This window comes from Sphaerisporangium sp. NPDC051017 (genome assembly GCF_040683095.1).
In the GTDB taxonomy this organism is placed as follows: domain Bacteria; phylum Actinomycetota; class Actinomycetes; order Streptosporangiales; family Streptosporangiaceae; genus Sphaerisporangium.
Genome location: NZ_JBFBCI010000009.1, coordinates 174605 through 195635, shown reverse-complemented (window position 1 = coordinate 195635; position 21031 = coordinate 174605). Strand labels below are relative to the sequence as shown.

General features: G+C 65.9%; 23 protein-coding genes. 6 read left to right on the top strand and 17 right to left on the bottom strand.

The window, feature by feature from the left end; translation table 11 throughout:
- Together AB0M95_RS11405 and AB0M95_RS11400 are read right to left on the bottom strand one after the other, a co-directional pair.
- Positions 1-317: VOC family protein (locus tag AB0M95_RS11405; protein ID WP_363762202.1), on the bottom strand; the 317-nt coding region annotated here is incomplete at its 3' end.
- A gap of 418 nt (positions 318-735) precedes the next feature.
- Complete coding sequence (locus tag AB0M95_RS11400; RefSeq protein WP_363762200.1) at positions 736-1350, bottom strand: ATP-binding protein; 615 nt, start codon at positions 1348-1350, stop codon at positions 736-738.
- Positions 1351-1521: 171 nt separating this feature from the next.
- On the opposite strand from AB0M95_RS11400, the gene AB0M95_RS11395 reads away from it, so the two are divergent.
- Together AB0M95_RS11395 and AB0M95_RS11390 are read left to right on the top strand one after the other, a co-directional pair.
- Positions 1522-2343 (top strand): helix-turn-helix transcriptional regulator, encoded by an 822-nt coding sequence (locus AB0M95_RS11395; protein ID WP_363762198.1) that lies wholly within the window; start codon positions 1522-1524, stop codon positions 2341-2343.
- Positions 2336-2536: a DUF397 domain-containing protein gene (locus AB0M95_RS11390; protein ID WP_363762196.1), complete on the top strand. Its 201-nt coding sequence runs from the start codon at positions 2336-2338 to the stop codon at positions 2534-2536. Before AB0M95_RS11395 ends, AB0M95_RS11390 begins: the two co-directional genes overlap by 8 nt.
- Positions 2537-2680: 144 nt before the next feature.
- Here the strand turns inward: AB0M95_RS11390 and AB0M95_RS11385 are convergent, their stop codons facing one another.
- A complete protein-coding gene (locus tag AB0M95_RS11385) occupies positions 2681-2866 on the bottom strand; it encodes a hypothetical protein (protein WP_363762194.1) in 186 nt (61 codons plus the stop codon).
- Between the two features lie 595 nt (positions 2867-3461).
- Here AB0M95_RS11385 and AB0M95_RS11380 point away from each other — a divergent pair.
- Together AB0M95_RS11380 and AB0M95_RS11375 are read left to right on the top strand one after the other, a co-directional pair.
- Positions 3462-3668 carry a hypothetical protein gene (locus tag AB0M95_RS11380; RefSeq protein ID WP_363762192.1) on the top strand — a complete coding sequence of 69 codons (207 nt, stop codon included), beginning with the start codon at positions 3462-3464 and terminating at the stop codon, positions 3666-3668.
- Positions 3665-3985, top strand: coding sequence for a hypothetical protein (locus AB0M95_RS11375; protein ID WP_363762190.1), 321 nt, complete (start codon positions 3665-3667; stop codon positions 3983-3985). The genes AB0M95_RS11380 and AB0M95_RS11375 overlap by 4 nt, the downstream gene beginning before the upstream one ends.
- A gap of 174 nt (positions 3986-4159) precedes the next feature.
- On the opposite strand, the gene ligA is transcribed toward AB0M95_RS11375, so the two are convergent.
- The 5 genes from ligA to AB0M95_RS11350 all read right to left on the bottom strand — a co-directional run bounded on the left by ligA (position 4160) and on the right by AB0M95_RS11350 (position 10156).
- The gene (gene ligA / locus AB0M95_RS11370) at positions 4160-6256 is read right to left on the bottom strand and encodes an NAD-dependent DNA ligase LigA (RefSeq protein ID WP_363762188.1); all 2097 of its coding nucleotides are present in this window, start codon (positions 6254-6256) and stop codon (positions 4160-4162) included.
- A gap of 217 nt (positions 6257-6473) precedes the next feature.
- On the bottom strand, positions 6474-7775 hold the full coding sequence (locus tag AB0M95_RS11365) for a D-arabinono-1,4-lactone oxidase (RefSeq protein ID WP_363762186.1): 1302 nt from the start codon (positions 7773-7775) through the stop codon (positions 6474-6476).
- Between the two features lie 98 nt (positions 7776-7873).
- On the bottom strand, positions 7874-8656 hold the full coding sequence (locus AB0M95_RS11360) for a hypothetical protein (RefSeq protein WP_363762184.1): 783 nt from the start codon (positions 8654-8656) through the stop codon (positions 7874-7876).
- 160 nt (positions 8657-8816) lie between these two features.
- A complete protein-coding gene (locus tag AB0M95_RS11355) occupies positions 8817-9644 on the bottom strand; it encodes a phytanoyl-CoA dioxygenase family protein (protein WP_363762182.1) in 828 nt (275 codons plus the stop codon).
- Positions 9641-10156 carry an HIT family protein gene (locus tag AB0M95_RS11350; protein WP_363762180.1) on the bottom strand — a complete coding sequence of 172 codons (516 nt, stop codon included), beginning with the start codon at positions 10154-10156 and terminating at the stop codon, positions 9641-9643. The genes AB0M95_RS11355 and AB0M95_RS11350 overlap by 4 nt, the downstream gene beginning before the upstream one ends.
- A gap of 253 nt (positions 10157-10409) precedes the next feature.
- Here AB0M95_RS11350 and AB0M95_RS11345 point away from each other — a divergent pair, with 253 nt between their 5' ends.
- Positions 10410-11765, top strand: a complete 1356-nt coding sequence (locus AB0M95_RS11345) for a hypothetical protein (protein WP_363762178.1) — start codon at positions 10410-10412, stop codon at positions 11763-11765.
- 140 nt (positions 11766-11905) lie between these two features.
- Here AB0M95_RS11345 and AB0M95_RS11340 read toward each other — a convergent pair whose 3' ends face one another.
- The 5 genes from AB0M95_RS11340 to AB0M95_RS11320 are packed head-to-tail and all read right to left on the bottom strand — an operon-like array spanning position 11906 to position 16797.
- Complete coding sequence (locus AB0M95_RS11340; protein WP_363762176.1) at positions 11906-13120, bottom strand: hypothetical protein; 1215 nt, start codon at positions 13118-13120, stop codon at positions 11906-11908.
- Entirely contained in the window at positions 13117-13401 is a 285-nt protein-coding gene (locus AB0M95_RS11335) for a hypothetical protein (protein WP_363762174.1), read from the bottom strand. The genes AB0M95_RS11340 and AB0M95_RS11335 overlap by 4 nt, the downstream gene beginning before the upstream one ends.
- Positions 13401-14075 (bottom strand): SUMF1/EgtB/PvdO family nonheme iron enzyme, encoded by a 675-nt coding sequence (locus tag AB0M95_RS11330; protein WP_363762172.1) that lies wholly within the window; start codon positions 14073-14075, stop codon positions 13401-13403. Before AB0M95_RS11330 ends, AB0M95_RS11335 begins: the two co-directional genes overlap by 1 nt.
- Complete coding sequence (locus AB0M95_RS11325) at positions 14075-16051, bottom strand: NACHT domain-containing protein (protein ID WP_363762170.1); 1977 nt, start codon at positions 16049-16051, stop codon at positions 14075-14077. Before AB0M95_RS11325 ends, AB0M95_RS11330 begins: the two co-directional genes overlap by 1 nt.
- Positions 16048-16797, bottom strand: a complete 750-nt coding sequence (locus tag AB0M95_RS11320) for a class I SAM-dependent methyltransferase (protein ID WP_363762168.1) — start codon at positions 16795-16797, stop codon at positions 16048-16050. The genes AB0M95_RS11325 and AB0M95_RS11320 overlap by 4 nt, the downstream gene beginning before the upstream one ends.
- 564 nt (positions 16798-17361) lie before the next feature.
- Here AB0M95_RS11320 and AB0M95_RS11315 point away from each other — a divergent pair.
- Positions 17362-17532 carry a hypothetical protein gene (locus AB0M95_RS11315; RefSeq protein ID WP_363762166.1) on the top strand — a complete coding sequence of 57 codons (171 nt, stop codon included), beginning with the start codon at positions 17362-17364 and terminating at the stop codon, positions 17530-17532.
- On the opposite strand, the gene AB0M95_RS11310 is transcribed toward AB0M95_RS11315, so the two are convergent.
- The 4 genes from AB0M95_RS11310 to AB0M95_RS11295 form a co-directional block, all read right to left on the bottom strand.
- Positions 17525-18079, bottom strand: coding sequence for a helix-turn-helix domain-containing protein (locus tag AB0M95_RS11310; RefSeq protein WP_363762220.1), 555 nt, complete (start codon positions 18077-18079; stop codon positions 17525-17527). The two genes, AB0M95_RS11315 and AB0M95_RS11310, sit on opposite strands and share 8 nt — an antisense overlap.
- Entirely contained in the window at positions 18000-18203 is a 204-nt protein-coding gene (locus AB0M95_RS11305) for a leucine zipper domain-containing protein (protein ID WP_363762164.1), read from the bottom strand. The genes AB0M95_RS11310 and AB0M95_RS11305 overlap by 80 nt, the downstream gene beginning before the upstream one ends.
- A gap of 49 nt (positions 18204-18252) precedes the next feature.
- Positions 18253-18651, bottom strand: a complete 399-nt coding sequence (locus AB0M95_RS11300; protein WP_363762162.1) for a VOC family protein — start codon at positions 18649-18651, stop codon at positions 18253-18255.
- A gap of 562 nt (positions 18652-19213) precedes the next feature.
- The gene (locus tag AB0M95_RS11295; RefSeq protein WP_363762160.1) at positions 19214-20698 is read right to left on the bottom strand and encodes an aminopeptidase P family protein; all 1485 of its coding nucleotides are present in this window, start codon (positions 20696-20698) and stop codon (positions 19214-19216) included.
- Positions 20699-21031: the final 333 nt, after the last annotated feature.

Below are 21031 nucleotides of genomic sequence, written 5' to 3'. Positions count from 1 at the left end.
GGGACGTCGCGCTGGCCCACGTCGGCGGGCGTCGCACCGAGAGCCTGGAGGCGCGCGACCAACTCCGCCTGATGGGCCGCAGAGGTGGTGGCGAGATCGAGGTGCACGCGGTTCTTTGTTGTGGTCTTGGGTTCTGGGACGGCAACGACGTCGACACAGACGGCGACCGGGTCCGGCCAAACGAGGCCTCCGACGGGTCCAACGTAGGTGGTCACGCCGGGGCTGTAAGCACTCCAGCCGAGCGCCTCCGCCCAGAACCGGCCGACCGCCGAGTCATCAAGAGCCTTTATGTTCACCTGCACAGGTCGCGGTGCCATGCCGGCGATCCTACGCACTCGCTCTGCAACGACATCCGCAAGTACCGTCGCCAAACAGAGATCAACTCGCTCACCAGCCCCAAAGGTCAACTCGCCCGACTGTGCGTTCGATGACCGAGCGGTGGATGCCCGGACCGGAGCCGTGATCGGTGCCACGGCGGGCGATGTGCGGCTTGATGCCGGTGCGCCAGACCAGGCAGCGGCATTTGTCGGGTAGCGGCGGCGTATTACCACGCCGCCGCCCCTAGAACTCCTACAAAAATGAAGGATGAGCGGACTGTCGAGAAGATCCGACGCCTGCATGTCGGATGGAGCAAATGGGGCGGCGGCGAGGACCGGGGGCCTGCCCCTGACCCGGACTCAGGAGCATTCACCTCGCCACCGCCCCGGCCAGTGGGGCGAACGCCTCGTAAAGGGCTTAATAAAGGAACGGATCGACGCCGGGTGAGCCGGATTCCCCGCCGAATCCGTCCCGGTCACGGCTCCAGCGCTCCGCGAAACGCCGAGGATGAGCTCGTTCCGGAATGAGGCTTTCGGTGACCGCCCGGGCTGCCTCGCGCCGGGCGGTCCGGCATAAGGCGGTCTCGCCGCCGTCCGGGGATTCCCGCTGCCGGGGCAGGATCGGAGCAGGGGGCACCCGCTTGTACTCGTACCCCACCTGGAACCACACGGTTCGACTGGTGAGGTCCTGGCGTACGCCCCAGCCAGAGGCGAGCGTCTGGACGATGAGGAGGCCACGCCCGCTCTCACCGGATTCGTCGTCACGCACCCGCGGAACCTCTTCGCCGCCCGCGTCGACGACGTCGACGTGAACGAAGTCGTGGCAATCGGCGAGCGCCAGAGTGACTTTTCCACCATTCCTTGAATTGGAATGGACCACCGCATTGCTTACCACTTCGGACACCAGGAGTGTCACGGTGTCCAGCGCCGGGTGATCGTCGCCCAGCCTCTTCCGTACGAACTCACGGGCCATTCCGGCCGACCTGGGCTCGCCGGCCAACTCGATGACGCCCAGCAATCTTCCCATCCGCATGCGCTCGCCTTTTCGTCCGACGCGAGGAACGCGCTTCTTGGAGACTTCGCCCTATCAGAGTGGCGACGGAGGGCTACGATCGGGAGCGTTTAGCTCGTACATAGGATCACATTTCTGTGAGGAGCCCGTGAGCACATCAATATCGTCAATATTCAGGTAGAAAGGAGCGATATGCCCCCCATCAAAGACCCACATCCGGGCGAATCCCCGCGCAGCCTCTTCGCCGCCGAGCTGCGACGGCACCGGGAGGCGGCCAGACTCACCCAACGGGCGCTCGCCGCGCGCATGGGCTTCTCGGAGTCGCTGGTCGCCATGGTCGAAACCCTCAGACGCCCACCGACCGACGACTTCGCCAGGGCGTGCGACAAGGCCCTCGGCCTGGACGGCACCATGATGCGGCTCTACATCGCCATATCGTGGGACAAGGCCGCGGAGCACATCAGGCCCTGGCTCGAAGAGGAGGAAGACGCCGAAGCCCTCCGCAGTTGGGAACCCAACCTCATCCCCGGCCTCCTCCAAGCCGAGGCCTACGCACGCGCGCTGATCTCAACGGCGCCCGGCATCACTCCGGAGGAGGTCGAGGACCGGCTCACGAGCCGCATGCGGCGGCAGTCGCTCCTGCACAGGAACATGCCTCCAACGATCACGTTCCTCATGGACGAGGCCGTGATCCGGCGTCGCATAGGGAGCGCGGAAGTCATGCGGGAACAGTTGAAGCTCCTGCTGGAGGTCGCCCAGCGCCCCAACGTGACCATCCAGATCGTGCCCTACGACACCGGAGAACACTGCGGACTGGCAGGCGGGTTCATCATCGCCGAACGAAACGGGACCGCCTATGCCGCCTATACGGACGCACAACCGAATGGACGAACGATACAGAACCGGCAGATCCTCGCGGAACTCAGCGCCACATACGACACACTCCGCGCTGAAGTTCTACCATTCAAACAGTCACTCCACCTCATACAGGAAGCGGTGAACCAAAGTGGGTGACGTCCGCAACGCACAGTGGCGCAAGAGCACCTACAGCACCCACAACGGCAACTGCGTCGAGGTCGCGTCCAACCTGCCCGGCCTCATCGCGGTCAGAGACAGCAAAACCCCGACCACCCCGGCTCTGTTCCTCCCCCCGGCCGAGTGGTCCACGTTCCTGACCGGCCTCAAGACCGGCACCCTCAACACCTGATCCCCTGAGATCCGACGCCAGAACGAACGAGAGAGCCGTCACCCTGCCGGTGAGGGCTCTCTCGCGTTTCCCGCTCCCAGATCGGTCAGTCCGTGCTCGACCTGTGACGGCGCCTCCCTATAGGCGTGACGCGGCCTGCGGCCGTCAACCGGCCTCGGCGTCCGCCGGGATCGCGGTCCCTTTCACGAGCTTCAGGACATCGGCGATGACGTCGACGTCGGAGGTCGTGCGGAAGACGACGTCGGGATCACCCAGGCGCTTGAAGGGCGGTTCGTACAGGTCGCCGACGTCCAGGTAGCCATTCTTGGTGATGGAACCTTCCGTCGCCACCCAATCTGCCACAGAGCCAAAGAAGACAGGGTCGTTGGTTGGACCGGCCCGACGTCGCCGAGGAAAACGCGCTCGCCGCAGTGCTGATGGCGTATGCGATGCTGTCCGTGCGCGGCGGCTCCCACCGGGCCAGAGGGCCGAACCTCGCGCGGAGTTGTGCCTGTCTCGCTGGAACCGAGGCAGTCTCATCGATCATGCTGCATGTTGTAGGTGTGATGGATCCTGGCGATTACACGCGCTTCGGCGAGCTGGTCCAAGTCGCGCGCGAACGACGCGAGCTGGACATGACTGCGCTGCGAGAGGTGGAGCACCTACTGAGTGAGATGGCCTCCGCGGCTGCGGTCCTCGCCGAACACGTGCAAACCGAGATCTTGGCCTTGTCGAAGCGGCAAGGAGTGACGACTCCGGCGACGATCCGATGGCCCGGATCGCCGAGATCCGGGAGAGATCGAGAAGGATCGCGGGGCTCTTCGGCGAGGTCGGCAGGCATGCTCATCGCTCTCAGGTGGCGCTCGGCCATATCTGCGTACAGCACAGCAAACCGACTCCTGATCAGTGACCCCGCAGGGAGTGTTCGCACTCAAGGAGCTCGTCGATGTACCAGTGGGGGAAGCCTGCCGCAGTGGAAACGCGCGAGCGACTTCTGCAGTGGCACTATGACAAAGGAGACCACGGCCCTGACGAGCTGTGGGTCTCCGGTGAGCGGCTGTTGCACTGGTGGGCCTCCCGCCGCGACCAGGTCGCGACGGCCTTCACCGCCCGCACGCGCGACTCGTCCCGGGACGGAGTGAAACACCTATGAAAATCGTCGGCGCGGACGCCGATCGCATCCACAACGACATGTACAGCCAGTGGGCCGAAACCCACCAGGTGGATCCGGCCGAGGATCCCGACTTCCTGCGCGCATACCGCCAAGCGATCGGGCAGGACCCCGAGACCGGGCTATACCTCGACGCCGGAGAGAACACCGATGAACGGCAACGTAACGACAACGCCGAGGACAGCGGTATGCGTGATCGGCTGGTCTGGGGTGAGGGGATGGTCCTGGTTCCGCCGGGGACGCCCCGCCCGCCTCTCCGGCAACTTCCCGACATCCCCGAAGAAGAACCCGCTGACTGACACCGACCGCCCGGGACCGTACTGGAGGAGGTCTGGCCAGGGCGCCAACCGATGCTGAGGCTCCTCTCGCCGCCGGTGGCCCACCACCTGACCTTGAGGATGACGGTGGAATCCGCGCGCCCCGCGCCGAATTCATGCGCGCCGCGACCGAGGAGGCGCGCTGCGCCGGGAAGGTCAGGTGAGGTACGTGGCGAGGCGCTCGGCGAGTTCCTCGGGCGTGATGGTCTTGATGCCAAGAGTGCGGGCCTTGTCGAGCTTGCTGCCGGCGTTCTCGCCGACGACGACCAGGTGGGTGCGCGCGGAGACGCTGGAGGACGCTCGGCCCCCCGCCTGGGCAATCAGTTCGTTCATCTCGGTGCGGGAGTACTCCGCCAGGGGCCCACTCATCGCTCCGGTCACCACCACCGTCATCCCGGCCAACGGCCGCCTTTCTCCTGCTTCCCCGGACTCCACTCCCCCATCCTGCGCGCCATCAGCGGCAGCGGAGGGGACGCCGGGTTGGGTCATGTTCACCCCCGCGGCCACGAGCTTGTCGATCACCGGGGCGATCTCGGCCAGTTCCGCCACGATGACCGAAGCCTTCTCGCTGCCGATTCCGTCGACCTGCTCCAGCGCCGCGGCGTCGGCGTCCCGCACCGCCTGCATCGAGCCGAAGTGTTTGGCGATGCGCAGCGACATGGAGCGTCCGGTGCCCAGTATGCCGAGGGCGCAGAAGACCCGGTTCAACGGTTTGCTCCTGGCGGCGTCGATGGCGGTCAGGAGGTTGTCGGCGCTTTTCGCACCCATGCGATCCAAGGTCAGCAGTTGGTCGCGGGTAAGGGTGAACAGGTCAGCGAAGTCCTCGATCAGGCCCTTGTCGACCAACTGCACGATGATCTTCTCGCCGAGGCCGTCGATGTCCAGGGCATCACGGGCGACCGCGTAGCGGATGGCTTCGATCTGGCCGCAGGCGCGGCCCCGGACGCAGCGCCAGCGTTCCTGGGTGCGGTCGATATCGGCCCCGCAGCGCGGGCAGACCTGGGGGAAGGCGATGGACTGTTCGTCACCGTTGCGCAGGGTGGTGACGGCGCCTTCGACACGGGGGATGACTTCGCCGGCGCGGCAGACGATGACGTGGTCGCCGAGCAGCAGGCCACGGCGGGTGATGTCGGCGGGGTTGTGCAGCGTGGCGTAGGTGATGGTCGTGCCTGCGACGTCGACCGGGTCGAGGACGGCGCGTGGGGCGATTACGCCGGTGCGGCCCACGCTCCATTCCACCGCACGCAGCACGGTGATCTTCTGGGCGGAGGGGAACTTGAACGCAATGGCCCAGTGCGGGGTGCGTGAACCCGTGCCGGCCTGGACCTGGTCAGCGGGCTCGTCGGCCTTAATGACGGCGCCGTCGATCTCGAAATCCAGAACTGCGCGCAGGGTGCCAATCTCCTGAACCCGGGCCAGGACCTGCTCCAGAGCGGTGTAGGAGCGGGTGGCGACCGGCGTGTCGACCGTGGTACCCAGCCCGAGGTCGGCCAGGCGCGCGATGAGCCGGGTGTGGGACAGATTCTCCAGGGTGGGGTCACTGGTGTGCTCGGGGCCGGTCAGGGCGGCGTAGGCCAGGAACGTCTGCCCGATGTGGTAGGCGCGGTCTTTGGCCCGCAGCGACCCGGACGAGGCATTGCGGCGGTTGGCGAACACCGGCGCCCCGTGTGCGGCCCGCAGCTCGTTGGCCACGGCGAACTGGGCCTGTGTCATCAGGACCTCGCCTCGGACCTCGACCGTGATCGGCTCGGTGAGGGTCGTGGGCAGGCCGATGATGTCCCCGATCGCGTGGGACACGTCCTCACCGGTCGTCCCGTCGCCCCGGGTGACCAGTTGGACTAGTCGGCCTTTGCGGTAGCGGGCGGCTAGGGCCACACCGTCGAACTTGGGCTCCACCGCCCAGGCGGTCACTGCACGCCCACCCATTCGGCGCTCCAGCGACATGGCCCAGGCCCTCAGTTCCAGGTCCGAGAAGACGTTGCCCAGGCTCAGCATCCGCACCGTGTGCTCGACCTCACCGGTGGTCACCCCGGCCGCGACCTGCTGGGAAGGGGAATCCCCCGCGACCAGGTCGGGGTGCTCGTCCTCCCAGGCCGTGATCGCGCGCAGCAGCCGGTCGTAGGTCTCATCGTCCATACTGGGCTCGCCGGACCCGTAGTACGCCTCGGCAGCAGTACGCGCCTGCGCGACCGCCTGCAGATAGGCGTCTTCATCAGCCAGGACAGCGGCCGGCACCGTGGAGTTCTCCTTCATGCTGCTCATTGTGACGACTGGCACTGACAGAACGGTTGGGCTTTAAGGATCGCCGACAGGCCCGACAACGGGCCAGGAATGTCAACGCCCAGGCGTTCTCACCACAGGACGCTGCAGTGCGCCGATACGTGGGTGCATCCCGCCGCCTCGAGTCGGTACGCGCGATACAAAGTCCGGATAGGGAGCCATGGCGCGAGGTTCACGCCCAGGTGCGGCGTCATTCGGTGGGAAGTCCTAGCGTGCGGTAGAAGGTGTCGTTCTGAAAGCGTCCGCGGGGGTCGAATCTGCCTATGTCCCGGCGGAACTGCGAGAATCCGTTGGTGTCAGCGTCGCGCACCAGTTGCGGAGTGAAGTATTTGCCCCAGTGCGGTCGGCCGCCCAGGCCGTACAACAGGCGCTGGATGTCGTCGAACAGCGGGCGGGCGGCGGTGATCCGGCCTTCGGCGTTCATGTACGACACGAAGCCGAAGTAGGTGCTGGGGACCGCGCGGGTGGGACTCAGGTGGCCGCGCGCTCGCCCGGTGGTCCGCAGGATGACGGGGTAGTGGAGCTTGTAGGGCGAGGCGCGCAGGAGGTCTTTGAGGGAGGCGTAGGCTTCGGGGAAGGCGTCCAGGGGGACGGCGATCTCCATGTTCAGCTGGGGTGCCGGGATACCATTCTTGAATATCTCGTAGAGCGTCCCCTTAGAGTCGGCCGCGCCGAGGAACTTCTCCAGGGTTCGGGTGGCAGGTGTACGGCCCTGGCCGTCACCGATGTCGGCCATGAGATGACGGCGGGTGCGGGCCACGACGTCGCCCAGGTCTGCGGGGTGGGCGGTGTATAAGTCGCGAGGCGGGTTGGCACCGTCGTGTGTGATCCAGGCGTGCGCGACCTGGTGTTCGGTGAACCACCAGCACTTAGCGGCCGCGGATTCGCGGTTCCAGGCCGGGTAGCGCTCGGGCAGGCCGTCTTCGGGGACGGTGACGCGGCTGCAGCACAGCTCGGCCGCAGGGCGGCCGCGAAGCTCTAGGCCGACGACCACACCGAGGCACCCGAGGTTGAGGATGGCGGACTCGAAGGCGTCGTCGGCCGGGGTGAGTCGGTGCAGGACGCCGTTGCCATCCATGAGTTCGATGACTGACACGCAGTCGGAGAGCGTGCCGCCAGAAAGGCCCTGTGCGTGGGTGCCCGTGGCGAGGGCGCCGGCTACCGCCTGAGCCGTGATCACGGGTGGGCAAGCGTCGGGTTCGAGCCCGTGCCTGTCGAACATCTGCCACACGTCGTCGAGCAGGGTATCCCCGGTGACGCGCAGGTATTCTCCGCGCAGGTCACACACTCCGCGGCCAGGGAGGTCCAGGACGATGCCGCGGGTGCCGTCCGGGCAGTGGAGCTGCCTGGGATAGGTGAATCTCGACCCAAGGACGCGCACCTTGGCTTCCCCGTGCGCCAGCATCGACTCCAACTGTTCCAGGGACGTGATCCTCGTCCAGTAGCCTTGGTCGGCGATGGTGACGTTGCCACTCCAGTTTGTGAGAGTCATGCGACACCTCCTCAGTGGTCTGCGCTACGGGCGAGCGCGTCGGTCCGGTTGACCCAGAGCAGCCGCCGGGTCTGACTTGCCGTTGCTGCCGCGTGGCCTCATGCGGGCCCGAACATGTGCTGTATCGGCGGGTGCGGGTGGGGACAGGACCCGAACCCGGGGCCGAAGCAGCACGCGTGGGCCTGCGTCCAAGCCACCAGGTCGGTAGTTGGGCGGCCCATGAGCTGCTCGGCAACCCGGGTCGGCGTAGCGTCCCCCTCAGCGCTGATCCGCTTCCACAGCCCGAGCACCTGCGCAGACGCGGGCCGGCGCATCCCGTACTTGCCAAGGCTCGCCAGGAAGTGCTCGTCATCCTGGCGCTTGAACGTGATCGGACGCCCGGTCGCCGCTTGGAGGGCCAAGGCCCACTCGGCGCAGGTCGCCTGCGCATGATGGCTCATCAACGTGCCGCTCCGGTCGATAGACCCAGAGGAGAGGATCTTGCGGCAGAACAGCGCGGCGGCGTCGTCGCAACTGATGTACGAAAACGGACAGTCAGCGTCGACGGGGAAGGAGAACGACCCGTTCTCGGCGATGGACCGGCACTGATAGAGGATGTTCTCCAGGAACATGGGCAGTGAGACGAGGTCGTACTCGATCCCGGATTCCTGCAGCAGGACTTCGAGCGTTGCCGCTTCGTCGGCCATGGCGCACTGTCCCGGCGTGAACTGGATGCCCAGGCACACGATTTGCTTGACGCCGGCCTTTAGAGCTGCCCGCAGATACATGTCACCGATTTCGACGCGGCGGTCGATGGGGGGCACCATCAGCATGGTGTCGGTACCGGACAACGCCTCCGCCAACGTTTTGGGATCCCCCGGCTCCCAGTCGCGAAGCTGCACATCGATATCGTGTACGGCGCGTCCGGCGATCTGAGCTTCAGGAATTGCCAGACGCAACGTCAGCTGCGGTGCGTCAACGGCAAGTCGCCGCAGGGTGTAGTGGCCTACCTTGAAAAGTTGCGCGTCGCGCCGAGCACAGTGACGATTCGCGCTGAGTCGGTCATTGTGCAGCCCAGATGTGCGTTGCCGTGGCCTCTTTGTACAAGTCCACCGGATTGACCTCGTTCGAGTAATAGCCCAGCAGCAGCCGGTTTTCAGGGGAGAGGTGGTCGGCTGCGGTGGCCGGGTCCCAGTGGTGGTCATACGGACGTAGCCACGCCTGCCCGAAGCGGGTGATCGCGCTGCGCCGCTCCTGGGTCAGATTGGGCAGGACGGCATGCCACATGGTGTTGCCGAAGATGACCGCGTCGCCGGGTTCCGCATGAACGATCAGGGCGCCGTCCGGGACACTGCCCTGAGCGAGAGCGTCGTTCGCCGACTCCCAGTAGTCATCGTCCTTGTGGTCCACGGGCCACCGGTGGGAGCCGGGGATGAGCACGAGATTGCCGCTGTCCTTCGGCCGCGTATCGGTGAAGAACACCTGCGCTTTGAGATGCAGCGGCCCGTTCACCTCGTCGTACGGACGCTCCAGGAAGGCCCCGGAGTCGCGGTGCCATGGCTCGTGGGCCCGCTGGTAGACCTCCCGGCGCAGCACCTCGCTGCCCAGGACCTGGATCGACCCGTTGAGAATCCGGTATGGGACTGACATCAAGTCGCGGCACCCGAAAAGCAGCTGGTACTCGGCGATGATGTTCGCTGCGTTGCGCACCTGCGTCAGGGCGCGGTTCGTATTGAACGAGCTGTGCGTCAGGTCCGGGGCCCGGTCGTCGGTGAGCTGCAGGACGGCATTGTCCAATATCTTGACGACGGCATCGGGTACTGCCTGTTTGATGAGCACAAAGCCCTGCTCGGTGAACTGGGCGATGGCGGCGTCGTGTGAAATTGTCACGGTGCGCTGCTTTCTGCTGGTCCAGTGGGTGGTAACTGGTCAAGGAGCGCTGCGCGCAGGCGCTGTGCTACCTCGTGCTTTCGGGCGGGATCAGCCAGCCGAGGAAAAACAACGATCGAATCGCCGTCGTAGCGCGGCACGACATGCATGTGGAAGTGGAACACGGTCTGATGGGCGGCCAGACCGCTGGCATGCACAAGGTTGACGCCGGATGCCGAACACGTCATGCGCAGGGCGTTCGCCACCTGCTTCGCGGTCGCCATGACCGACTGAAAGGAATCGTCCGAGATATCGAATAGGTCCCGGCAATGCTGCTTGGGGATGACCAGTGTGTGTCCGTACGTTGCCGGCAGGTGGTCCAAAAAGCACAAGGTGTTCGCAGTCTCCGCAATGACGTGACTTTCGACCTCCCCGTTGATGATGGCGCAGAAGACACAGGGGAACTGAGCGTCCTCGACCAGGCCTTGCGCCGTGTATCGAGACAGCCAGCGAGGGTCGAGGCTCAGTGCCATGGCGTAAAGGGACACCCTTCCTTGAATGGGTCAGATAGAACGCGCCACGGACGCTCGGAACGTACCGTTGCGCTGGCGCTCGTCTTCCTTCGGTCGCACTGCTGGCTATGAAAACCCGGAGACCGCGGAGCTGCCAGAGAATGGCTGTAGTCTCTCGCCGACCACGCGTAGTCTCTTGCGTCAAAGCAGCTGGGCGGGGTGGGCCTGGTGCGAGATGGTTGATCCGTCGGCATTCACACCAGGGAGCAGCCTCATGACGGGATCGCTCGGGAAGCATCCTCTGGCGATTCTGCGCGGCGAGCTCGGTCTTTCGATGACCGCCTACGCCCGTGAGCTCGACGCAGTCCATCGGTCGCTCCGTCTGGGGGCGCTGGCGCACCAACGGCAGAAGATCTACCGGTGGGAATCGGGACAGGCGGTACCTGAACCCTCAGCCCAGCAGGCAATGGCCGTGCTCCACGGTGTACCGATTTCCGTCCTGAAGACGATGCCGTGGCCAGAATGGTTGGCCACCGCATGCGACGGCTCGAATGGGGCTCACACCTATGGCGATCAGACAGCTACCGTGGAGGTGCTGACCGATCTCGCTGTGGGAGGCCTCGTGGACCGGCGTAAGTTCCTGACCATGACGTCGGCGGCGTTGGGAGCCTCGGTCAATGGCTGGCAGGATGCCGTAGACGCGATGACCAGGCCGACCTCTACTGGCCGTCGTCAGGTCACTCCGGCGATGGTGGATCACCTGGAACGCCGGCTCGACCACCTCCGCCATCTCGATGACGCCTTGGGCAGCTCACAGCTCCGCGACCTGGCGATCGCCGAGTTCAACTTCATCGTCGGACTGCTCAAAGAAGCCCGCTTCGACGAGACAACCGGCCGGGGACTGTACGCCGCCGCCGCGGAAGCAGCTCGCTGCTGCGCATGGGTGCACTTCGACGACGGATTCCACGCACAGGCCGAGCGCTACTTCGACGCATCGCTACGAGCCTCCGCAACGGCCGGCGACGCGCTGACGGGTGCGTACGCTCTGTCGTTCCGGGCCATTCAGCATTACACCGCGGGCGATCCTCGGGATGCGGCCTCGCTCCTAGAGGCCGCGCAGGTTCAGACGAAGAACAAGGCGACGCCGCGCTTCCGCGCGATGCTGGCCGCTCGAGCCGCTCGCTCCTACTCGAAGACCGGCGCCCGGCAAGCGTGCGCCCGAGCCCTCCACGAAGCTCGCGACCTTCTCGGGATGGATGCTCATCCCGATGACCCGCCCTACCTGTACTGGGTTGATCTGGGCGAGGTCGAAATGATCGCCGGCTCGTCAGCTCTGGAGCTTGGTGACCCCCGCGAGGCCATCGCGCGCTTCAAGGCCGCCATTGATGCGAACTACGCCGGTGACGAGCAGTACCCCCGTACGCATGCCATCTACCTGGCCCGGGCCGCGGACGCGCATCTGGCGCTCCGCGATCTGGATCAGGCAGTCGCAGTCGCTGAGCATGCGGTCCGCTGCCTGGGCGGGGTCGATTCGGCGCGGTCCACGGCAACGCTGGCCGGGCTGCGGGAGAAGCTGGCCGTGCACCGGAAAGTGCCGATCGTCCGGGACTTCCTTGAGCTCACCACGTGAACCAGTCCGCTTTTCAGCAGCTTCTCCAGTGCCTGCTTCTGGATCAAGACCGCATTCGCCAGTCCCCGGGCCAGCACGGACAGGGCAGCGCGATCCGCCCACGGCGGCTTCGACTGGCTGGAGGTAAGGCCGGTTCACCCTTATGGGGTGAACCGGCGTCGTAGCGCTTGCAGAGCCGTGCGGGCCGATCGGGTGGACAGCAGAAGCCCAACGAGGATGACGCAGGCAATCGCCACGGTGGCGTACAACCAGGGATTGTCCGTCTCTACGACCTGCAGAAGCGCCAGGGCGATCCCGGCGGGCACGGTGACGAGGGTGAACACCACGATGGCGCTGTTGACGTAGCGGCTCTCTTCCTCCCGGATGAGGCGGTTGAAGTCACCGATGTCCGAAATGATCTGCTCGTAGCGTCCGGTGAGCATGTGCTGGCGCTGGTAGGCGGACAGCAGCCGGTTGGGCACCCCATGTGGGGTCAGGTGCTGCGCCCACAGCTGCCTGCGGAAGGTGTTGACCTGGCGTTCGAGATCGGGCATCGCCGTTTTCAACGGAGAGTCGAGCACAGCGACCGCGCGCTCTTCCAAGCTGGTGATCACTTGTTGTTGCAGCAGCCCTAGAAGAATGGCGTCGAGGTAGATGGACCGCAGATACACCTCCGCGTAGCCGAAGAACGGGTCCTGCGGCCCGTGATCGGGTCGGATGCCGACAATGGCCATGCCGTCGCGGAGCACGACCGCATGCCAATCGCTGGAAAGCCGGATGACCTCGTCGTCACGCGGTTCGAGGTTTCTGGGGTCGGGTGGATAGTCGGCGAACGTGCTGCGCGAGCCCAGGCTCCACAGCCATTGGTTGGTGGAGGTCCAGCGCCAATAGCGGGGCTGGAGATACAGGCGAGGGAGCCCCTGCCTGGTTGCGGTCACGAATGAGACCGTGAAAGGACGTGCATCCAGCTCGATCACCGCTTGCCCGTCCAGGATCACCTGTGGGTCGAAGCCGATGGGCGGCGCGCCCCTGCGTCCGGCCAATCCTCGTAGGAGCGGGATCAGAGTTCCGGTCCTGGGCCGCAGATGGATGGCAACCAGCCCGCGGGCGTCCGGGAACCTCGCCTGGAGGGCTTCCACACCGGTGACTTCCACATCACCGACGACCCGGCAGGTGGTGTCGTGCCAGCGCTGCGGGTGTTCGGCATCGCCGTACAGGATGCGCGCGGCCTTGGCGCTGTAGTACTGGCTGCGTGCCTCGGCCGTGGAGCGGACGTACCCGTGCTGGAGGATCAACGGCCCGGATTCCCACGTTGGAGTGGCGGGGAAGCGGGCGGGATAAACCGCGATCAGGACTTGCCGTTCCAGACGGCTCACCGGTAGTAGTCCTCCACCTCAGGCATGTCGAGACGGATGATGTAGCGTGCCCGGTCGGGCTCTTCCAGGTCGACCAGGAACCTGACCCGTTCCCCGACGTGGAGGGTGCGGAATCCCTCGGTCACGATGTCGGCGTACATGAAGGTGTGGTCGGTGCCGGATTCGGCGTCATGGACGACGTAGGTGCTCAGCCGCCCGGTATAGCCGCTGCCGTGCGGCATGCGTTCGGCGATGTACCCGAACCGCTGACCGCCGGGTGTGGAGTTCGGCTCGCCATTCATCACGCATCCTCAACACATCGAAAGCCGATCACGTTGCTGCGGCCGTTCCGGCGCGCGAGCCCTTTTGAAGAGGCTTGCACGGCCCGGTACGGGTTGTCGTAGGAACCACCGCAGATGACGACCTCGTCGCGGTGGTCCAGCATCGTTGCCGTGATCTCCCATACGTTGCCGGCCATCTCGCGAAGGCCGTACGGGGAGATGTTGCCAGGGTGAGCGTCGACCGGGCCGGGCATCGCCTCCGCCAGACGGCCGCGGTCGAGTTCCTCCCGCCACGCCTCGTAGGTGATCAATTTCCGGCCGCTCCAGGAGTCTGCGCAGCTGACGATGTTCAGGTCGATGTCGTCGCCCCAGGGGAACAGCCGCCCGTCGGTGCCCCGTGCCGCGGCCTCCCATTCCAGAGAGGTGGGCAGGCGCTTGCCCTCGTAGCGGGCGAAGGCATACGCGCTCCAGTAGCCGACGCACACCGCCGGATAGTTCTGGTAGGCCGGGTCGGTGAAGTAGTCCGGGATCCGCAGCCGGTCCTGCCACGGCTCGTGGGAGATCTCGGCCGGCTGGTCCGGGTGATCCCACTGGCGTGAGCCGTCCTGGCGGACCGCCTCCAGGAAGCGGTTGTAACGGGCGACCGTGACAGGGAAACGGTCGAAACGGATCGGCCGATCGATGCGGCGCAGCATCAGATGATGACTCGGCCCGACCAGATAGACCCCCGCAGGCAGAACGCACCCCTCACCAGCAGAAGGCGCGGGCTGGCGGGAACGCCGGTGCAGGAATTCCCGCACCTGCTCGGTGAGCCGCGGGAGGGAACGGGACTCCAGCGCGAGTTCGCGATGTGCGGGTCCCGGAGGTATTCAGCAGCCAGCAGCTCCTGATACGCCGAGTGGACGAAGGCCACCGCGGACGGGCCCGCGGGCCGGAAAAGAGCGCGGAGCCGCAACGCCTCGAAGGTCAGCCGTCCGCCCTCGAACAGATCGATCCCCAGGTCGTTGACCAGATCGATGAACGTGAACATCGTCTGGCCGACCAGGAAGGCCGAACCGAAGTACGCGACCAGGGAGGGGAGCATATTCTCCAGCCTCGCGGCCGCTGTGACCTGGGCAGTGTGGGTCCAGGCCAGCTCAGTCAGATGAGAGAACTCGTGGTGGGCATGGCCGACTTCGCCGACCAGGTGCATCTCCAGGGGCGAGGCGGTGGCGACGGCATCGTGCAGACGCAGCGCGGAGAAACGCGGTACCTGGAGCGGGTTCACGCCCTGAGCGTGGAGCTGCTGGACCAGCTTCTCCGACACCAGGGCGGTGCCGTCCAGCAGCCGACGCGCCTGCGGAGAGTCCTCCAGGAAAGACACCCGTGAGGAGGTGATGACCGCCGACTCGGCCGTCAGCACCTGGGCGAGCTCGGCGAATAGATCCAGGAAACCGGCCTGGGTCACCGACAGCACCGCCTCATCGATCGCGTCGAGGGCGCACAGCACCGAGCCGGAGCGCGCGAAGTAGTGGAACACCTCGAAGACGTAGGTGTTCTCCACCTCCATGTACGGCGCGAGCACGCGGGTGACGAACTCACGGAATGTCTCCTCGCGCTGCTTCAGGCTCATATCGAAGTAGAAGCGGTAGCGGCGCCGCCTGGCCATTGCCGACCTCGCGACCAGGTGCTTGAGCAGTGTTGTCTTGCCGCTGCCCGACCGGCCGACGATCAGCACATTCCCGCCCACCTCGGCAACCTGGTCCAGCAGCTCGTCAGCCGAGCCAACCTGGGAAACTCGCTGTTCACCGGTGTGCTGGTCGGTGGTGAGGAGATCCCCGGACAGCCTCAGCCGACCGTTGGCGGCCAGCCCCGGATACGTCCCGATGACGTCGGCCAGATATCGATCGATATCGATGAACGCGTCCATGAATCGGTCGTAGGTGAGGACTCGATAGTCCTCACCCAGCGGTCCCGGGGCCTGCTGGATGCCGTTTTCCTCAAGGATCAGGAATCGGGTGAGTTTCGGGAGCTTGGTCTGGAGCAGTTGCCCGCCGGAGGAGTTGAGCACCTGGACCACGTCGTCGATGTTCTTGCTGAGCAGCAGTTCAACGTACTCGCCGCGCAGGCCACGCTCTCGGAAGAACAGCTGATAGACCGTGTTGCGGGACAGCTCAAACCGCTTCACCGGCCTATAGCCGAGCGTGAGGTACAGCCCGGCAAGGAACTCGGCCTTGGCCGCCACATCAGGGGCGAGCTTGGGCATGTCCCCACTCAGGATGCCGCTGCCGGTGCTGCTGAACCAGGCCAGCACATCCAGCAGCCGCCGGACCGCAGTGAGCCCGTCCTCGTCGGCGATCTCGTAACCGTCATGGGTGGACCGGTTGCGCAGCCGCTGAATGTCGCGCAGGGCGTCCAGGACAACCCCGCTGCGTATATAGGGCTGTGCGCCCTTGATCAGCTCGTTGAGCGATTTCCCGCCCGGATCGCCGGGGACGTTGTGGTGGCGCCACAGTTGCTTGAGGATCCGCTCGGTGATTTTGCCGACCAGTGCGATCGCGTTCTCTGGGTAGCCGTCGCCGAGAGACTTGATCGGACGTTCGAAGTCCAGCCCCAGATGGCGGGCGACTCGGGAGTGGTCATCGAGCTCGTTGCGTAACCGTCGTAGGCGAGTGTCGAGCTCGAAGCTCACTCCTTCGCCCCGAGCACGAAGGCGAACCTGTCGGGGAAGCGCAGCTCGGGGCCGGGGTGCCTGCGGCGGATCTCGTCGATCCCGGCTTCGAGTGCGGTGTCGTCGAAGCTCGACAGCAGCGACATGTAGCGGCTGCGGACCATCCGTATATAGCGGTCGGCGGTGAAGGCGAGCGGGAACTCGTCGTAGGTGAGTTCCGCGGCCAAGCCACTGTCGCGCATCGCGGTGGCGATGTCCTCGGGGTCGGGTTGCCGCTGGCGGAAGAGTCTCAGGGCCGCGTCGAACAGCGGGTATTCGATCCTCGTCGGCAACATGGCCACGAGGATCCGCCCGCCCGGCAGCAGGAGCCGGATCATGCCGGCGAGGACCGCCGACGGATCGGCGACATGGTGAATCACCTCTTTGAGCAGGATCGCGTCGTAGCCGTCATGCGGTAGTTGTATGCGCTTCTCGGCGAGGTCTTCGGCGCCCGCATGCAGTGGAATCAGTCGGTCGTCGGCAGGGAGTTGCTCCAGCATGGCCTGGGAGGGATCGACGCAGATCACCGTGCTCGCGTGTTCGGCCAAGCCACGCGCGTACAGGCCCGTTCCGCACCCCACGTCGATCACTCGATCGCCTGGGTCGAGACGCAACCGCTCCTGAATACCTCCGGTCATCCACCTAATGAACTCTGGGCTGTACGCCCAGTTCTCATCGTACTTGTCAGCCAAACGCTCGTAGTGCACCCGTGTGACATCGTCACGCACGAGATGTTCCCTCCCCGCCTGATCAGGACAAGCCCAAGCATCTGCCAAGAGCCGGGCCTGGTCAAGAAACCGCCGATTCCAGTAATCGCCTGTCGATGGACTGAGTGGTCCAGATGTAATTCAGAATTAATGCCGAGCCAATTCGTAATTGGCGCTTGGACCGAGTGGTACGGCTGCACGTCGGGCACGCAGTCGATGGGAGTGACGCGCCGTCGAGCACGAGCAGGTGACCCTGGTGGCGCCTAAAACGGTCGCTTTCACATCGTCGGCGAACGCGGCCTTGTATGCGGATCAGATCGGCCCACCTGGAACCCGCTGCGCCTACGAGCCCTGCATGCCGATGCCTGTCTGCTGACTGGCTAGTCTGAGCAGGTGGGTCAGGCGTCCGCAACCGCACTGGCGCGGCTGATCGAGCCCATCCCGCCCTATGAGGGCTTGTGCCTGCACCCCCCTGGTACCCGGTCCACCGCGCTGTCGGCCCTGTGCGCGCCAGTACGATAAGCAGGAATTTGCCCTACTATCGAATTACCTAGCTTGTCTCGGCCTTTCAGCTTCCTGAAGACTGTGCCCATCGAGGAGATCGAAGTCGAGGACCAGTTGTTCATCGGCTGTTCCCTCCGTGCCAGCGTCCGCCATTTCGGTCTCTTCCTGGGGAAGAGCGTAATGGTCGGCGAGGGTCCCCGGCACATCCAGGCAAGCTTGGCGAAGGCCGCAAAGGAAGCGATCTTCACCTGATGAGCCTTTGTCTGACTGTCTGATTTTGGACGTCGATCGCCTGCGACGCTCCGCGAGAGACCTCCAGTGGCGACGATACGTGAATGTTGCGCCTGCGCCAGATCGAAGCTTTGACGCGGACAGGAGTGCCGTCAGGTCCGGAAACACAGCCCGAGCGGAGCGAGGACCATATGCGTCCGAGCTTCTTGATGTCGACGTGGACCAGGTCACCGACCCGGTCGTGCTCGTAGCGGATGACCTCGCGCAGCAACTCGCCGGTCGGCGGGTCGAGGTCACGGAGCCGGTTGAGTCCTCGCCTCACCAGGATGCGGTGGACGGTCGCTGGCGCGACCGTGACGCCGTGCAGCCGCTGAAGGTCGGCGGCGAGCCGCGCGGGCCCGTGCTTGGTCTGCCGCCGCAATGCCTCCACCAGGTCAGCGATGTCCTCGGCGGTGCGGGCCGGGCTCGTGGCGGGGCGGGAGGAGTGGTCAAGCAGGCCGTTCTCGCCGTGCGCGCCAGCGGGCGTACCACTTGGCCAGGCAGCGGCGCGATAGCCCGGCCTCGGCAGCGATGTGCGCGATCGGCCGGCCAGCGTCGATCCGCAGGCACAACCGCAGACGTCCCTCCGGGGTCAGCGGTGCGTTCCGGTGCCCCCTGCTGTTGGCGCTCCTGGACTTGGCGGACGCGTTCATCGGGAGCCCTGGGATCTCAGGGCTCCCGCGTGAGCGGCTGTGCGTGGCGTCAACGTGCGAACTTTTCGATGGCTGCCGGGGTGACGGGGGTGAAGAAGTTGACGAGGTTGCCATCGGGGTCGCGGAACAGCAGCGACCGGTTACCCCAGGGCATCGTGGTGGGCTCGGTGACGAAGCCGGTGACGAAGCCGGTCAGGTTCTGGTGAACGCGGTCCACGTCGTCGACGAGGAACTCGGTGATCACGCTCTGGTTGTCCGCCGGGCGGGCAGAGCCCGGGGCGAACAGTGGGACGGTGCGGGTGCCGGCGATCGCGAGGGTGGCGCCCGCGGTCTTGAGTTCGGCGAAGTCCTCGGTGGCCCACGTCGCCCGCGCCCCTGTGGCTCGCTTGTAGAACTCGACCAGGCGCGCTACGTCGCTGGTGATGATGCGGATCGAGACGAAGTCCATGGGATGCCTCCGGTACTCGCCTCACTCGACCGTCCGTTCGTCATCGAGCGCCCCGATGAACTGCGCAACCTCGTCATCGCGCTCGCCCAACGCCTCGCGTCCTACGCCCGCCAAGCCTGACAGCGAGGAACCAATGTCATGAGATGGCACACCGCGAACCGGGCCTGGACCGGATGCGACCCATCCTGCATCCCACCGCCGACGGCTGGGTGGTCCGGATCGCCGCGCCGGCCGACGACATCTCGCGGCAGACGACGTGACGTAAGACCTGGCAACGCCTCGCGCCCGCCTCCTGCGAGGTCTGCTGCCGCTGAGGGGCCGAGGAGGGATGGACCCGTCTGGCTCTGCCCCTCATGGAAAAGATCGTCCTGCACGCCGCAGCGAGTTCGACCTGGTCGCGAAAGCCGAGGTGGAGGCTGCGACCCGGAGTCCCTTTTGGGAGCCCCGGGTCGCAGCAGCCCGCTGTCGACCCCAGACCTGCCACGAACGGCTGCCGCCTTCCCACCGACCACGAAAGTGCCCGCGGCTTCGTCGTGGCTGGGAAGTCAGCGGGCCCCTCAATTCAGGGGATCGCGGGCGTGTGCTGCGCGTCGCGCATCCAGGCGATGACGTCGTCGGGGTCGCGGGGCAGCATCGCCGACAGGTTCACCGGTTCGCCGTCGGTTACCAGTACGTCGTCCTCGATGCGCACACCGATACCGCGCAACTCCTGCGGCACCGCGCGATCGTTGGTCTGGAAGTACAGGCCCGGCTCGACGGTCAGCACATGGCCCACGGTGAGCGTGCCGGTGCGGTACTGCTCCATGCGCGCGAGCGCGCAGTCGTGCACGTCGATGCCGAGCATGTGCGAGGTGCCGTGCAGCGTGTAGCGGCGGTGTAGACCGGCGCCGGGCTGTTCTTCGTCGTCGGCGCACGCGACGTCGGCCGTCACGGGCAGGATGCCCCACGAGTGCAGATGGTCGGCGATCACGTACATCGCCGCCTTGTGCGCGGCCACGAAGGCGTTGCCCGCCTTCACTTCGGCGATGCCGGCGGCCTGTGCCTCCTGGACGGCCCGGTAGACCTTGAGCTGCGCAGGCGTCCACGCACCGTCGACCGGCAGGGTTCGCGTGACGTCGGCGGTGTAGAGCTCGTCGGTCTCGACGCCCATGTCGGCCAGCAGCAGCGCACCGCGGTGCACGACACCGTTGTTGCGCCACCAATGCGGCGTTGTCGCATGCGGGCCCGAGGCCACGACCGAGGTGTAGCCGACCTCGTTGCCCTCAAGCCGCGCTCGCCGCCAGAACGTGCCTTCGAGCCACCGTTCGCCGCGCAGGTCGTCACGGCCGACAACGGCGGGCAACTCGCGGACGACATCGGCGAAGCCGCGCGCGGTCGCCTCGCACGCGTGCCACAGCCGCGCAACCTCCCATTCGTCCTTCACCAGTCGCAGCTCGTCCAGCGCGCGGCCGAGCATCTCGCCGCTGCCCTTCGCTAGCAGTTTGTCGACACGGTTGTCGAACCCGCGCAGCAGGGCACACTGGTCGTCACGGTAGGCGGCCAGGTCGTCGGCGAGAGCGGGCAGCGGGCGCACCTCGATGCCCAGCACGGCGGAGGTGTTGGCGCCGCTGGGCACGTTGCCCACCCACACGGGGCTGTGCTTGTAGTCCATGAAGTACTCGAGTTCGCCGGGCTGGGCGTGCTCGGCGACATACAGCGTGCTGTGGTGGCCGTCGCCGGACGGCGTCATGACCAGTACCGCGTCGGCGATGGTCTCGCCGGTCAGCCAAGTGAATGAGCTCGCGGCGCGGAACGGGTAGTCGGTGTCGTTCGCCCGGGCTTTGCTCGAGCCGGCTGGAACCACGACCAGAGTGCCGGGGAACTGTTCAGATACCGCCGCGCGGCGCCGAGCGGCGTGCGGGGTGAAGTCCGGCCGAGCTGGGTGCGGCATCGGCGGAGCAGGATCCCAGTCGGTTGACAGCGCGGCCTGCAGGTGCTCGGGCATCGAGCTCTTGTGCGAGCTCGGCTCGTCCTCGGTGTTCGGTCCGCTCTCTGGCAGATCCATCATCTTCTCCCTCGTGAGTCGCTCACCGGGCCGTCCTGCTCGAGTCGACAACGGTGCTCGTCCACGCTCAGCACCCGGTAGACGCGAGCCTCCACCTTTCGGCTGCTGTCGATGACTGATCGGCGTCAGCAACTTTGCCCTAGTAGAGTAGGTCAAATATTTTACCGATACAAGAGGCTGTGAGGTTGACGCGGGAAGGCATGTAGAGCGGACGCACGGGTGGGGCATAAGCCGGCCCGGCACCGATAGCATCTGGCACGTCGTCGATGGCGAACAGGCGCTCGATGAACCAGACCTCCGCTCCGTCCTGGAGTTGCAACCCTCGGCCGGCTGACG

Coding starts and splice junctions, on each gene's coding strand:
- AB0M95_RS11400 (WP_363762200.1), bottom strand. CDS start 1,350: ATGCGGATGGGAAGATTGCTGGGCGTCATCGAGTTGGCCGGCGAGCCC.
- AB0M95_RS11395 (WP_363762198.1), top strand. CDS start 1,522: ATGCCCCCCATCAAAGACCCACATCCGGGCGAATCCCCGCGCAGCCTC.
- AB0M95_RS11380 (WP_363762192.1), top strand. CDS start 3,462: ATGTACCAGTGGGGGAAGCCTGCCGCAGTGGAAACGCGCGAGCGACTT.
- AB0M95_RS11375 (WP_363762190.1), top strand. CDS start 3,665: ATGAAAATCGTCGGCGCGGACGCCGATCGCATCCACAACGACATGTAC.
- ligA (WP_363762188.1), bottom strand. CDS start 6,256: ATGAAGGAGAACTCCACGGTGCCGGCCGCTGTCCTGGCTGATGAAGAC.
- AB0M95_RS11365 (WP_363762186.1), bottom strand. CDS start 7,775: ATGACTCTCACAAACTGGAGTGGCAACGTCACCATCGCCGACCAAGGC.
- AB0M95_RS11350 (WP_363762180.1), bottom strand. CDS start 10,156: ATGGCACTGAGCCTCGACCCTCGCTGGCTGTCTCGATACACGGCGCAA.
- AB0M95_RS11345 (WP_363762178.1), top strand. CDS start 10,410: ATGACGGGATCGCTCGGGAAGCATCCTCTGGCGATTCTGCGCGGCGAG.
- AB0M95_RS11335 (WP_363762174.1), bottom strand. CDS start 13,401: ATGAATGGCGAGCCGAACTCCACACCCGGCGGTCAGCGGTTCGGGTAC.
- AB0M95_RS11330 (WP_363762172.1), bottom strand. CDS start 14,075: ATGCTGCGCCGCATCGATCGGCCGATCCGTTTCGACCGTTTCCCTGTC.
- AB0M95_RS11305 (WP_363762164.1), bottom strand. CDS start 18,203: ATGAACGCGTCCGCCAAGTCCAGGAGCGCCAACAGCAGGGGGCACCGG.
- AB0M95_RS11300 (WP_363762162.1), bottom strand. CDS start 18,651: ATGGACTTCGTCTCGATCCGCATCATCACCAGCGACGTAGCGCGCCTG.
- AB0M95_RS11295 (WP_363762160.1), bottom strand. CDS start 20,698: ATGATGGATCTGCCAGAGAGCGGACCGAACACCGAGGACGAGCCGAGC.